We start from the raw sequence: 12699 nt of genomic DNA, 5'->3' as shown, positions 1-12699 counted from the left end.
CACCGTCCTAGTCGCTACGCACTACATGAAGCTGTGGCGGTGCTTTGGTAGCGAATTTGTGGCGACCACGCACAATCTCTCGCGCCTTCTCCTTCGCCTTCTCTTTCTTGCCGGTCTCGCCCATCCGAGCGTGCATGTACGGCAGTAGTTGCTTGGCCGCGTCAGCACGCACGGCAATGGGCAGCCCTTCCAGGTTCATCACGTCCAACAGGAACGCTTTGGGATCGGCGTAGCTGCCACGCGGCATGGTCGGAACACCGGCTTTCATGTCCACGGCGGGCGTGGCCTTCCCGGCAGCCTTCAGCGCCGCACGAATAGCCGGCGTCGCCATGAGCTTGTCAGCAGCGGCGGACGCGCTGCCCACCGCGCAGCCTGCGGCAACCGCAGCATCCTGACCGGCCGCAATGCGGCCCGAACGGCGAATCGTGGTCAGAACGCGACGAACGCCTGCAACCGCAGATACCGGTACGAATAACTGTCCGTGCCCGTATCCGTCAGCACCGGCGTATCGGTGTACCCCGCATCAAGCCGCAGCCACGCATCCTTCCAGCGCGGCGTCTCCACGCCCACTTCCAGCATCCGCGCCCGCTTGGACGTATCGCCCGCGCTGCGCTGCCGGCCCAGGCCCGCGCGCGCCGTGTACTGGTAGCCGCCCACATGCCGGCGCCAGCCCACCACACCCAGCGCCTCGCCGTACCAGCGCGGCGAATAGTAGTCCGCCTCGCGCGGCTCGCTGTTGCGGTAGTAGCGCGTGCGCAGCTGCAGGCTGACGCCCTGCTCCGGCGCCACTGCGAATACCACGTTGCCGCGCAGATGCGTGCGCAGGTTGTCGCCCACACCGAAGTCCTGCAGACCGGCCACGCCGCTGGCCGACCACCGATCGCCCATCGGCACATCGATGCCCGCGCCCGCGAAGGTCTGCACCCAGCCCTGCGCGACGCCGTTGCGCGTCTCCAGCACATCGCGTTCGATGAAGAACTCCTTGCGGTACGCATCACGGCTGTGGATCGAGGCACGGCCGATCAGGTCGTCCCCGTTCGTGCCCACATCGCCGTCCCACCGCCACTGCTCGCCCGCATCGCCCGCGCCACTGACGAACACGCGGTCCTGGTCGTCGCGCCAGCCACGCCCGGAAAAGCGCGCGTGCTCCACCTTCACGCCCCACCAGTGCTCGATGTCGCGATGGTCCACGTCCCAGCCCAGCGCCAGCTTGCGGGCCTCGTTGCCGTCCGCATCCGAACCCACCCACAGATCGGTGCGCACGGCCTGCTTGCCGCCTTCGACTTCCGACTGCGCCAGCGCAGCAGGCGCCGTGGCGGCCAGCGCCAGCGCCGCGCTCAGGAGATATGGCTTCATCACTTGGTCCCCCAGGTCTTGCGCAGGCGCAGCAGTTCGGCGGCGTAGCCCATCACGCACACCGGCTGCAGGATCATGGTGTAGGCCAGCGTGTAGAACACGAAGCCGGAGATGTTCCGCCGCACCCGCAGGTCCTGGCTTTTGAACATGCGCGACTGCACGCGGAAGATGACGATGTTCCAGAGCGCCGCCAGCGGCAGCACCAGCAGTGTCATGATGCCGGCGATCCAGTAATAGCCGAAGAGGGCCAGCACGATGCCGGGAATGAAGGCGAACGTGTACACCAGGTCCAGCGGCAGGAACAGCAGGTTCCACCAGATGAACAGCGTGGTCATGCGCGGCTTCACCAGCAGGCGGCCGTGGCGTGCGAACGCTTCCATCAGGCCGCGCGACCAACGCTGGCGCTGGCGCGCGAACTGGCCCACCTTCGTCGGCACCTTGGTGAACAGGCAGGCTTCCTCGCAGTAGCCGATGCGCGCGCCGGTTTCCAGCAACGCCCACGACACCACGATGTCCTCGCCCACGCACTCCGGCCAGCCGCCCACGCCTTCCAGCGATTCGCGGGTGTAGAGCGAAAACGCGCCCTGCGCCACCAGCGTGCCGTGGTACATGCTCTGCATGCGCTTCACCGCGGCGATGCCGTGGAAGTAGTCCCACTCCTGGCTGCGGGTCAGCCAGTTCTCGCGCGAATTGCGCACCAGCACCGCGCCTGCGACGGCCACCGTGCCAGGCGGATCGGACAGGAAACGCTCGACCAGCTTGCGCAGCGCATCGGCACGCAGGTAGGAATCGCCGTCCACGGTCACCACCAGCCCCTGGCGGGTCTCGGCGAGACCCCGGTTCAGCGCCTTGGATTTGCCGCCGTTCTTCGGCTGCGCCAGCACGCGGATCTGCAGCCCGGGGCGACCGAGTTGCGCTGCCATCGCGCGGGCGATGGCGAGGCTGTCGTCGGTCGAGCCGTCATCGATCACCACCACTTCCATGGTGCCGGGATAGTCCTGGCGGGCGAGGCTGGTGAGCGTATCGGCGATGTTCTCGCTCTCGTTGTAGCTGGCAACCAGCACGCAGACGTCCGGCAGGCGGTCGTACTTGCGCAGCATCGGGCGGCGGTCGGACAGGATGGAGCCGATCAGGAAGGCATTCATGAAGCCCGGCACGTACGCGATGAACGCGATCACGAACAGGGCCAGCCCGAAGCCCAGCGGCTTGGAGAGTTCTGACAGCCAGGGCTGGGACAGCTTCACCGACACCGCCGCCCAGGCTAGCGACGCCAGCAGGATGAGGGTGTACTTGAGCCGGATCGGCACATAGAAGCGCCGGCGCGCAGGAGCGTCGCTCGCCGGCGTCCACTGCTCCGGGATAGGTTCCTGGAAGGACGTATCCGGCGGCGGGAGGGAAGTCTTGACGTCGTACATGGGGGGGGGCTGCATCGACAGGAGGCTCCCCCCATGACGCAATTGTCGTGCCACATGTCACGTTACTGGATAACGGGCTCTTAACTCACTTTTGAGGCACGCATCACATTTTTATGACATTGCGCGTCACTTTTTGCCCTGCGCCGCGGCAAGCAGGTCCGGGTGCCGGACCTGGCCCTCGCCCTTCACCACGAACCGCTCGATGGTGAGCGCTTCCAGCCCCATGGGCCCATAGGAATGCAGGCGGGTGGTCGAGATGCCGATCTCCGCGCCCAGCCCGAGTTCGCCACCATCGGAGAAGCGCGACGAGGCATTGACCATCACCACCGCCGAACGCAGTGCATTGACGAAGATCTCCGCGTGCGCCGGGTCGCGGGTCACGATCACCTCGGTGTGGTCGGAGGTGTAGCGACGCACGTGGGCAATGGCGGCATCCAGGTCCTCCACCACGCCGACCGCCAGTACCAGGTCCAGGAACTCGGCAGCGAAATCCTCTTCGGTTGCGGCAGCGGCATCCGGCACGAAGGCCCTGCCCGCCTCGTCCACGCGCACCTCGACGCCGCGCGCGCGCAGTGCAGCCACAGCGCGCGGCAGGAAGCCCGGCGCCATGTCGCGGTGTACCAGCAGCGTCTCCAGCGAATTGCAGGCCGACGGGCGGGACACCTTGCCATCCAGCAGCAGGTCCAGCGCCAGATCCTCGTCCGCGCCGGCATCCACGTACTGGTGGCAGACCCCCTTGTAGTGCTTGATCACCGGTACGCGCGCGTGTTCGGCGACGAAGCGGATCAACCCCTCGCCCCCGCGCGGAATCACCAGGTCGACGATGTCGTTCAACTGGATCAGTTCCAGGATGGTCTCCCGGCGCAGGTCTTCGACCAGGGTCAGTACGGCCTCGGGCAACCCGGCCTCGCGCAGTGCGCGCTTGAGCGCCGCCGCAATGGCGGTGTTGGAATGGATGGCTTCCGATCCGCCACGCAGGATCACCGCGTTGCCCGCCTTCAGGCATAAAGCGGCGGCATCGGCGGTGACGTTCGGTCGTGCCTCGTAGATCATCGCGATCACGCCCAGCGGCACGCGTACGCGTTCGACATGGATGCCGTTCGGCCGGTCGTAAGCACGGGTGACCTGCCCGACCGGGTCCGGCAGTACGGCCACGTCACGCACGGCGGAGGCGATTTCATGCAGGCGTTGCGCATCCAGGCGCAACCGGTCGAGCATGGCACTGCCGACGCCCTTCGCTTCCGCCGCCGCGATGTCGCGTGCATTGGCGGCCAGGATGGTCGCCTCGTCTGCCAGCAGCGCATCCGCCATCGCGTGCAGCAGGGCGTTCCTGGACGCGGAGGACAATGTGGCGATGGCCTGCGACGCATCGCGGCACTGCATGGCCAGGGTCTTGATGTCGGTCATGCGACCTCCTTGCAGGCGTCTTCGACGCGTACGCTTCACAGCAGCACCAGATCGTCGCGATGCACGACGTTCTCGCCATAGGTATAGCCGAGTATGGCCTCGATATCGCGCGAGTGGCGGCGCGCGATGCGGCGCACATCCACGGCGGAATACTGGCTGACGCCGCGCGCGATGCGCCGGTCGCCCTCGTCGCCGCGCAGGACGAGCTCGACCATGTCGCCTCGCCGGAAATCACCCTCGGCGGTAGCCACGCCCCCCGGCAGCAGGGACGCGCCTTTCTGCGCCATTGCGTTGGCCGCGCCTGCATCGACGACGATGGCGCCCGCCTCCACCGGCACATTGCGCAGCCAGTACTTGCGTGCAGCCAGCCGATTCTGCGCGGGCCGGAAGCGCGTACCGACCAGTGCACCGCGTTCCAACGCCGCCACGGTACCGGCCTGCGTGCCGTTGAACAGGAACGTCTCGATGCCCGCCGCCGCCGCCTTGGCCGCAGCCTCCAGTTTGGTATGCATGCCGCCGGTGCCCACGCCGCTGCCGGCTCCTCCCGCCATGGCGAAGAAGTCGGGGGTCAACGCCTCGACATCGAGGATCGGGCGCGCATCAACGTGGGTGCGGGGGTTCGCGGTGTAGAAGCCATCGATGTCGGTGGCGATGAACAGCGCATCCGCATCGATCAGGGCAGCAACGACCGCCGCCAGGTTGTCGTTGTCGCCAAGCTTCAATTCGTCGACCGACACGGTGTCGTTCTCGTTGATCACCGGCAGCGCGCCCAGCGCCAGCAATTCCTGCAGCGTGGCGCGTGCGTTGAGATAACGGCGACGATTGCGCAGGTCGTCGTGGGTCAGCAGCACCTGCGCCACCGGCCTGTCGAAGAAGCGCTGCCACAAGGCGATCAACCGCGCCTGCCCCAGCGCCGCCAGCGCCTGCCGCTCGGCCATCGCAGCGCCTGCGCGCGGCTTGCGGTTCAGCAACCCGCGCCCGGCGGCGACCGCTCCCGATGACACGATCACCACTTCCCTGCCCGCCGCGATGCTCGACGACACGAACTGCGCCAGGCTGAGGGCGTGACGCGGGCTGAGCCCTTCGCCTTCCGCGGCCAGCAGACTGCTGCCAACCTTGAGCACGGCGCGCCGCCAGGCCGGCAACGGTTGTTCTGCGAACTGGAGCGGCGTGGCGTGGTTCATCGTGTCAGCTCAGCGTGTATTCCATTCGTGGACGGTGAGATCGGACGTGCCGGTCAGCGCCAGGGGATCGCGTGCGGCGATCGCGCGCGCATCCTCCAGCGACGCCACGTTCACCAGCACGTACGCCCCGCCGGTCCTGTCGCTGAACCCGCCCGTCATCTCCAGCTGTCCTGCAGCACGCAGCGCGTCCAGGAACGCGAGATGCGGCGCGATGACCGATTCGTCGAAGGATGGCCGCCGCATGGCCATGACGAGGTAGCGCGTCACAGCGCGTTCCAGCGCGCGAGCAGTTCGCCAAGACGCAGGTCCGCGCCCGCGCCCGGCGACACGCGTGCGGCAAGGCTGCCCTCAGGCGTACGCCCCTGCCCTGCACTGTCCGCCGATGCAGCAGCGGCCTTGTAAGCATCGCGGAATGGAACGCCCGCGACCGCCGCCTCGACCGCCACGTCGGTGGCGTACATGCCGGAGTCGATCGCGGCACGCAACCGATCCTCGCGCCACTCCAGGTTGGCCAGCAGTGCCGGCAACAGCTCCAGCGCCGGCAGGCCGCGTCCGAAGCCGTGGAAGATCGCGCCCTTGCTGGCCTGCAGGTCGCGGTGGTAGCCCGACGGCAAGGACAGGAGCTGCTCGATCTCCGTGCGTGCCGCCGCGACGCTGGCATGCGTGGCGCGCATCAGCTCGATGACATCGGGATTGCGCTTGTTCGGCATGATCGAACTGCCCGTCGTGTACTGCGCCGGCAGCGCGACGAAACCGAACTCGGCGCTGGTGAACAGCGACAGGTCCCAGGCGATGCGGCGCAGGTCGAGCGTCGCCGCACCCAGCGCCTCCAGTGCCGCCATCTCGAACTTTCCGCGCGAAAGCTGCGCATAGATGGGACTGACCTGCATGCGGGCGAAGCCCAGGGCGGCCGTGGTGTGCTCGCGATCCAGCTTGAGGTTGACGCCATATCCTGCGGCGGTGCCAAGCGGATTGGCGTCGACCAGCTTCAACGTGTCGCGCGCGCGCGTCGTGTTGTCGATGAAGGCTTCCGCCCATCCCGCCCACCACATGCCGGCCGAAGAGACGACGGCACGCTGGATGTGCGTGTAGCCCGGAATCGGCAGGTCGCGCTCGACCTGCGCGCGGTCCAGCGCCACCTTGGCGATCTCGCGCGACAGCACGGCCACGCGGGCCAGCTTCTCCTTCAGCCACAGCCGCGTGGCCACCAGGATCTGGTCGTTGCGGCTGCGGCCGGTATGGATCTTGCGGCCGGCATCCCCCAGGCGCTCCGTCAGCCTCGCCTCGATGGCGGAGTGACCGTCCTCGAAACGCTCGTCGAGCACGAAGCGTCCGGCCCGGAAGTCATCCGCCAGCACCGCGAGTTCGCGCTTCAGCCCCGCCAGTTCGTCGCCCGAGAGGATGCCGATGCGCTGCAGGCCTTCCGCATGCGCGGTACTCGCCTGGATGTCGTGCAGGAAGAACTCGCGATCCAGCACCACGTCGTCGCCGGCCAGGAAACGCTGGATCTCGGCATCGACCGCCACGCCGGGCTTCTGCCACAACAGCTCGCTCATGCCATCGTCTCCTGCGGAATGCTTTCCAATTCTCCGAACCCGAACGCGAGGTTGAGGTTCTGCATCGCCTGCGTCGCCGCCCCCTTGAGCAGGTTGTCGAGCGTCGCCACCACGACCAGGCGCTTGCCGCCGGGTGCCAGGGTGAATCCACCGATCTCCACGCCATGCTTGCCGGCAATGCGGCTGACCCACGGCGCGTCGTCCAGGACATGGATCAGCGGTTCGTGTGCATAGCGTTCGCGATAGAGCGAGCGAATGTCTTCCACCTTCGCCGCCTGCTGCAGCCACAGGTTGACCGTCATGGTGATGCCGCGGAAATGCGGCGCCACGTGCGGCATGAACTCGACCGGCACGCCGAGCTGGCGGCCGACCTCGCGTTCATGCATGTGGTCGGTGAGTGCGTACGGCATCAGGTTGTCGCGAAGCAGGTCGGTGTTGTTCTTGTCCGATGGCGTGGTGCCCGCGCCGGAGTAACCGGACACGCCGAAGCACTGCGGCGGCCCGGCCAGCCGGTCACGCAAGGGCGCGATCGCCAGCTGCATGGCGGTGGCGTAGCAGCCGGGATTGCTGATCCGCTTCTGGCCGGCGTACTTCTGCCGGGTCAGTTCCGGCAGGCCGTAGTACCAGCGCTCGTCGAAGCGGAAATCTGCCGACAGGTCGACCACGACGGTGTCGGGTGCCTGCGCATCGATGGCCGCGACCAGCTCGGCCGCCTTGCCGTTGGGCAGCGCCAGGATCACCGCATCGGCGCCCTTCGCGCCGACCTGCTCGTGGCTCAGGTTCTCGTAGCGCAACTCGCCGGTGAACCCTTCGATATGGTCGCTGACCTTCTGCCCGTCGAGCTCGCGCGAGGACACGAACAGCAGTTCGAGGTGCGGATGGCGCGCAATCAGGCGGATCAACTCGGCGCCGGTGTGGCCGCGGGCGCCGACGATGCCGACGGTCTTGGGGGTACTCATGGGGAATCCTGTTCGTGCCGGGCCAGCTTGGCCAGCAGGTTGCGTTTCACCGCCGGCCATTCGCCATCGATGATCGAGAAGACGACGGTGTCGCGCGGCGAGCCGTCGGTGTGGCGCTTGTGGTTGCGGAGCACGCCGTCCTGCTTCGCGCCCAGCCGGGCGATCGCGGTGCGCGAACGGTGGTTGAACCAGCTGGTCTCGAAGAGCACGCTGATGCAGCCCAACGTCTCGAACGCGTGCGTGAGCAGCAGCAGCTTGGCTTCGGTGTTGACGCCGGTCCGCTGCACGTCCGGCGTATACCAGGTGTAGCCGATGCTGAGCTTGGGAACGTCTGCTTCCAACCCGTAGAAGCGCGTGCTGCCGACGACGCGCCCGCCCGCATCCCGCACCACGAAGGGCAGCACACGGCCTTCGGCCTGTGCCGCCAGCACCGTGTCGACGTAGGCCGACGCGTCGGCCGCCTTGGGCACCTGCGTGAACCACAGCGCGGCCAGTGCATCGCCCGACAATGCAGCACGCAGGCCATCGACGTGATCTCGCGACATCGGCTCAAGACGCGCATGGCGCCCCATCAGGACGGGGACATGCTGCCACGCGGCGGGAAGAGAGGCGTTCGCCATGTCAATCCTTCAACGTCGGCAGTCGCGTGCGGCAATGGACCACACAACGCTCGATGTCGCCGAAATCCTCGATGCCGTACCAGAACACCTTCCACTTCTCCTGCTTGTAGCAGCCATCGGACTCGGCGTAATAGAAGATGTTGACCGCATTGTTGTGGCGCGAACGCCAGAACAGCTGCGGATTCTCTTCGCGCATCACGTGCCAGACAGCCCGGCCCAGGCCCTCGCCCTGCGCGTCATCGAGCACGGCGAACTTGTCCAGGTAGGCGAAGCCCTCCTCCTGCGTCAGGATCAGGGCAGTGCGATAGTTCTCGCTGACATACACGCGGTACGGCGTGGTGCGTTCGAAATAGTCGGCCAGCAGGGTGCGGCCGAAGCTGGATTCGATCAGCGTGCGCAGGCGTGGCTGGTCCACGCCGTCCCAGGAGCCTTCGAAGCGCAGCACGCGCTCGCCGCGGCGGACCAGGGTGCCGGAGCCCTTGTGGGTGAACAGCTCCTTGGCCAGTTCCGCCGGCTTGGTGATCGACACCGACGAGGTCAGCGGCAGGCGGTCCAGCAGGTCCTTGATCTGTTCGATCTTCACCCGCATGCCGCCGTTGATCCAAGGCTGCGCCATCAGCTCGTCGTACTCGGTGGACAGGTTGATCGAATCGATCACCCGGCCCTCCGCATCCAGCAGGCCACCGGTCCCGGTGAGGAAGATGATCTTGTACGGCTGCAACACCTGCACCAGCTCGTTGGCGGCGAAGTCGGCATTGATGTTGAGGATCTGCCCGCCCATGGTCTCGCCCATGCTGGCGATCACCGGAATGGAGCCGGCCTTCAGGCTGGCCTCGATGGGCGCCTGGTTGATGCGGGTGACGTCGCCGACCAGGCCGTAGGTGGCCTGGTCCTTGTACTCGGCCTCGAACACGCCGGAGACAATCGACGTGGCGCGCGCGCCGACCTGCTGCAGCGCCTCGACCAGCGCCAGGTTCTGCTGCAGGAACACCTTGCGCACGATGGCGAGCACTTCCGGCGTGGTAACACGCAGACCGTTGACGGTCTGCTTGGTGATGCCGGCAGCGTTCATCTCCTCGTCCAGCTGAGGGCCCGCGCCGTGCACGACGATGGGCGTCAGCCCGACTTCCTGCAGGAACGTAAGCGACGATGTCAGCGCTTCGAGATCATCGCGCAGCACCGCGCCGCCGACCTTGACCACGGCGAAGCGCTTGGCATCCAGCTGCGAGAAGCGCTTGACGTACTGCGAGATCTCCTTCGCGCTGGCCATGCTGGACAGCAGGCGGATGATGGTCTGGCGGGTTTGCTTGTTGGATTCCATGTCTCTTGCTTTCGTAGGGTGGGCCTTGGCCCACCGTCGTTGACGATCTATGGCGGGCCTGGGCCCGCCCTACGCGTTACTGGAGGATCCTGACGATGCTGTCGGCATACCGCTGCAACTGCTCCAGCGAGACCCACTCATCCGCCGTATGCGCCTGGGCGATATCGCCGGGGCCATAGACGAAGGCGGTCAGACCCGCGGCGGAAAACAGCGACGCTTCCGTCCAGAAGTCGACCGCGTTGCCGATCGGCAAGCCGAGTTCATCGGCAAGATCCCGTGCAGCCAGGCGACGTTCCTCTGCACGGGCGACATCGCCGGACGGCAACGACGGTCCACGGAAGGTCTCCTCGTACTCGGCGAGCGCATCGGCGTTGGCGAAACCGCGGAACGTGGCGTGCAGCTGATCCATGTCCTGCGACGGCAGCGGGCGGAAGCCGAAACGCACCTCCGCACTGGGCGCGATCATGTTGGCCTTGATGCCACCTTCGACCCGTCCGATGTTGAAGCGCAGGCCGGTCAGGCCGCCGAAGCGCATGTGATGCTGGTCCTGCACGAAATCCAGTGCGGTCGTACCCCAGCGCATGGCGTTGTGCAGTGCGCTCAGCGACAGGGCATTCTCGGCAGAAGCATGTCCGGCCTGCCCCTTGAACGCCATGCGGACGGCGCTGATGCCACGGTGCGCCAGCACCGCTTCGCACCGGGTCGGTTCGGCAATGATGGCTTCGCCGAAGCCATGGTCGCGCGCGAGGAAGGCGGCGATGCAGCGCGCGTCGTTCGCTTCCTCGTCCGTCGTGAACAGGAACGCGGCGTCGCCTTTCGTCACCTGCGCGGCAGCGACCAGTGCCGCGGCAGCTCCCTTGATGTCGCAGGCGCCCAGGCCCATCGCACGATCGCCCTCGATGCGCAGCACGTGCGGGCTCGCACTCCACGCGGGCGAGGACGGCACCGTGTCCAGGTGCACGTTGAACACGCGCTTCGGCTGCCCGCGCACGGCGAAGAACGACACCGCGCCGGCGCCGTGATCGGTCACCTCGATGCGGAAGTCCGGCAGCTGTGCACGCAGGTAGTCGAAGATCCCGTCCGTACCGATATCGCGTGGTGGATTGCGAGTGTCGAACGACACCAGCGCTTCCAGGTGCTTGAGCGTGGTTGCAAGCAGAGTCATGCGGTTTTCGTCTCGGCGTAGATATCCGGGTGCAACACTTCCATCAGCGTCTGCGGCTTGGCCGGTGCCGCGAAGCCGTACGGCGCGTACAGACCATGCGCGTCGGAGGTCGCCAGCATGAACCGGCGCAGCCCCTGCAGGTACGGGTGCGCCATGATCTCGGCGACCAGCTGCTTGCTGTAGCCGCGACCGCGATGTTCCGGCAGCACGAACACGTCGGCCAGGTAGGCGAACGTCGCGAAGTCCGAAACGACCCGCGCGAACGCCACCTGTCCCACACCTTCGATATGGCCGCCGAAGCACAGCGAGCCCGCGATCGCGCGCGCCACCGTGTCCTCCGGGATGCCCTGGCTCCAGTAAGCCTGGGTGGAGAGGAAACGGTGGATCAATTGCAGATCCAGTTCCGCCTTGTCCGTGCTGACGCGCATGGCGCTCATCGACACGCTCCGGTCAGCGGTTGATCTCGGCCCACAGGGTCGAGCTCATGCCGAACAGCTTGATGAAGCCTTCGGCTTCCTCGACGCCCCAGTCCGCCGACTGCGCGTAGGTTGCGCCCTTGGCATTGAGGATGTGCGGGGACTTCACTGCCACCGCGTCCACACGACCACCGCGGGTTTCCAGCACGACCTCGCCGTTGACGGTGGCCTGCGAGGACTGCAGGAACGCTTCCAGGTCGGCCTTCAACGGGTCGTGGTAGAAGCCTTCGTACACCAGTTCCACCCACTTGCGCGCGATCTCGGGCTTGAAGCGGTTCTGCTGCTTGGTCAGCACGGTCTCTTCCAGCGCGCGGTGCGCGGCCAGCAACGACACCAGGCCGGGCGCTTCGAAGACGATGCGGCCCTTCAGCCCGATCACGGTGTCGCCCGTATATACGCCGCGGCCCACGCCGTACGGCGCGAACAGCGCGTTCAACTTCGCCAGCAGCGCGGGGCCGCCGATGGCCTGCCCGTCCAGGCTGACCGCTTCACCGTTCTTGAAGCCGACCGTGACGCGCAACGGTTCCACCGGCCATTCGGCACGCGGCGCGCACCAGCCGCGGGCACCCTCACCGGGGGCCTCCCACTTATCGATCTCGCCACCGGACATGGTCAGGCCCAGCAGGTTCTCGTTGATGGTGTAGCTCTTCTGCTTGGCGCGCACGCCGAAGCCGCGCTCTTCCAGATAGGCCTGTTCGTAGGCGCGGGTCTGGGTGTGTTCCTTCTGGATCTCGCGGATCGGCGCCACAATGCGGTAGTCACCGCTGGCCTTCACCGCGAGGTCGAAGCGCACCTGGTCGTTGCCCATGCCGGTGCAGCCGTGCGCGATCGCGTTCGTGCCCAACTCGGCAGCGCGCTTCAGCGAGGCGTCGACGATGAGATAGCGATCGGACACCAGCAGCGGATACTGGCCCTGGTAGCCCTCGCCCGCCCACACGAACGGCTTGACGAAGCCCTCCCAGATCGCGGGGCCGCCATCGACGGTGACGTGGCTGGCCACGCCCAGGTCGGCGGCGCGCTGTTCGATGTAGGCACGCTCTTCTGCATCCACGCCGCCGGTGTCGGCGAACACGGTGTGCACGTTCCAGCCACGCTCCTTCAGGTAGGGCACGCAGAAGCTGGTGTCGAGGCCGCCGGAAAAGGCGAGGACGATGTCTTTGGATTCGTGGGGGGTCGTCATCTTGAAGTCTCGTAGGGTGGGCCTTGGCCCACCGGGTTGGTGTGTCGTGTCGAAGCGGCG

The 12699-nt window shown here is 66.8% G+C and carries 13 protein-coding genes; all 13 read right to left on the bottom strand.

Annotated features, from left to right (window positions below; translation table 11 throughout):
- Nucleotides 1-7: 7 nt before the first annotated feature.
- The 13 genes from IB223_RS07265 to IB223_RS07205 all read right to left on the bottom strand — a co-directional run bounded on the left by IB223_RS07265 (nt 8) and on the right by IB223_RS07205 (nt 12639).
- Entirely contained in the window at nt 8-331 is a 324-nt protein-coding gene (locus tag IB223_RS07265) for a terminase small subunit (protein ID WP_192200923.1), read from the bottom strand.
- Nucleotides 332-429: 98 nt separating this feature from the next.
- Nucleotides 430-1356, bottom strand: coding sequence for a hypothetical protein (locus tag IB223_RS07260; RefSeq protein WP_192200922.1), 927 nt, complete (start codon nt 1354-1356; stop codon nt 430-432).
- Entirely contained in the window at nt 1356-2786 is a 1431-nt protein-coding gene (locus IB223_RS07255) for a glycosyltransferase (protein ID WP_225590835.1), read from the bottom strand. The genes IB223_RS07260 and IB223_RS07255 overlap by 1 nt, the downstream gene beginning before the upstream one ends.
- A 111-nt stretch (nt 2787-2897) precedes the next feature.
- Nucleotides 2898-4178: a glutamate-5-semialdehyde dehydrogenase gene (locus IB223_RS07250; RefSeq protein WP_192200921.1), complete on the bottom strand. Its 1281-nt coding sequence runs from the start codon at nt 4176-4178 to the stop codon at nt 2898-2900.
- Nucleotides 4179-4213: 35 nt separating this feature from the next.
- On the bottom strand, nt 4214-5362 hold the full coding sequence (proB, locus tag IB223_RS07245) for a glutamate 5-kinase (RefSeq protein ID WP_192200920.1): 1149 nt from the start codon (nt 5360-5362) through the stop codon (nt 4214-4216).
- 9 nt (nt 5363-5371) lie between these two features.
- Nucleotides 5372-5611, bottom strand: a complete 240-nt coding sequence (locus IB223_RS07240) for a YciI family protein (RefSeq protein ID WP_192201287.1) — start codon at nt 5609-5611, stop codon at nt 5372-5374.
- 14 nt (nt 5612-5625) lie between these two features.
- Nucleotides 5626-6918: an argininosuccinate lyase gene (gene argH / locus IB223_RS07235; RefSeq protein ID WP_192200919.1), complete on the bottom strand. Its 1293-nt coding sequence runs from the start codon at nt 6916-6918 to the stop codon at nt 5626-5628.
- The gene (argC, locus tag IB223_RS07230) at nt 6915-7877 is read right to left on the bottom strand and encodes an N-acetyl-gamma-glutamyl-phosphate reductase (RefSeq protein WP_192200918.1); all 963 of its coding nucleotides are present in this window, start codon (nt 7875-7877) and stop codon (nt 6915-6917) included. The genes argH and argC overlap by 4 nt, the downstream gene beginning before the upstream one ends.
- Entirely contained in the window at nt 7874-8497 is a 624-nt protein-coding gene (locus IB223_RS07225; RefSeq protein ID WP_192200917.1) for a GNAT family N-acetyltransferase, read from the bottom strand. The genes argC and IB223_RS07225 overlap by 4 nt, the downstream gene beginning before the upstream one ends.
- A 1-nt stretch (nt 8498) precedes the next feature.
- Nucleotides 8499-9818, bottom strand: a complete 1320-nt coding sequence (locus IB223_RS07220; protein WP_192200916.1) for an acetylglutamate kinase — start codon at nt 9816-9818, stop codon at nt 8499-8501.
- 76 nt (nt 9819-9894) lie between these two features.
- Nucleotides 9895-10983, bottom strand: a complete 1089-nt coding sequence (locus IB223_RS07215; RefSeq protein WP_192200915.1) for an acetylornithine deacetylase — start codon at nt 10981-10983, stop codon at nt 9895-9897.
- Entirely contained in the window at nt 10980-11420 is a 441-nt protein-coding gene (locus IB223_RS07210; protein ID WP_192200914.1) for a GNAT family N-acetyltransferase, read from the bottom strand. The genes IB223_RS07215 and IB223_RS07210 overlap by 4 nt, the downstream gene beginning before the upstream one ends.
- A gap of 13 nt (nt 11421-11433) precedes the next feature.
- Nucleotides 11434-12639, bottom strand: a complete 1206-nt coding sequence (locus IB223_RS07205; RefSeq protein WP_192200913.1) for an argininosuccinate synthase — start codon at nt 12637-12639, stop codon at nt 11434-11436.
- Nucleotides 12640-12699 lie beyond the last annotated feature (60 nt).

This window comes from Pseudoxanthomonas sp. PXM03 (genome assembly GCF_014852005.1).
GTDB lineage: Bacteria > Pseudomonadota > Gammaproteobacteria > Xanthomonadales > Xanthomonadaceae > Pseudoxanthomonas_A.
Note: the sequence above shows the minus strand (reverse complement) of the source record. Positions and strands in the feature narration are given on the sequence as shown.

Coding starts and splice junctions, on each gene's coding strand:
- IB223_RS07220 (WP_192200916.1), bottom strand. CDS start 9,818: ATGGAATCCAACAAGCAAACCCGCCAGACCATCATCCGCCTGCTGTCC.
- argC (WP_192200918.1), bottom strand. CDS start 7,877: ATGAGTACCCCCAAGACCGTCGGCATCGTCGGCGCCCGCGGCCACACC.
- argH (WP_192200919.1), bottom strand. CDS start 6,918: ATGAGCGAGCTGTTGTGGCAGAAGCCCGGCGTGGCGGTCGATGCCGAG.
- IB223_RS07260 (WP_192200922.1), bottom strand. CDS start 1,356: ATGAAGCCATATCTCCTGAGCGCGGCGCTGGCGCTGGCCGCCACGGCG.
- IB223_RS07215 (WP_192200915.1), bottom strand. CDS start 10,983: ATGACTCTGCTTGCAACCACGCTCAAGCACCTGGAAGCGCTGGTGTCG.
- IB223_RS07205 (WP_192200913.1), bottom strand. CDS start 12,639: ATGACGACCCCCCACGAATCCAAAGACATCGTCCTCGCCTTTTCCGGC.
- IB223_RS07255 (WP_225590835.1), bottom strand. CDS start 2,786: ATGCAGCCCCCCCCCATGTACGACGTCAAGACTTCCCTCCCGCCGCCG.
- IB223_RS07240 (WP_192201287.1), bottom strand. CDS start 5,611: ATGGCCATGCGGCGGCCATCCTTCGACGAATCGGTCATCGCGCCGCAT.
- IB223_RS07225 (WP_192200917.1), bottom strand. CDS start 8,497: ATGGCGAACGCCTCTCTTCCCGCCGCGTGGCAGCATGTCCCCGTCCTG.
- proB (WP_192200920.1), bottom strand. CDS start 5,362: ATGAACCACGCCACGCCGCTCCAGTTCGCAGAACAACCGTTGCCGGCC.
- IB223_RS07250 (WP_192200921.1), bottom strand. CDS start 4,178: ATGACCGACATCAAGACCCTGGCCATGCAGTGCCGCGATGCGTCGCAG.
- IB223_RS07210 (WP_192200914.1), bottom strand. CDS start 11,420: ATGAGCGCCATGCGCGTCAGCACGGACAAGGCGGAACTGGATCTGCAA.
- IB223_RS07265 (WP_192200923.1), bottom strand. CDS start 331: ATGGCGACGCCGGCTATTCGTGCGGCGCTGAAGGCTGCCGGGAAGGCC.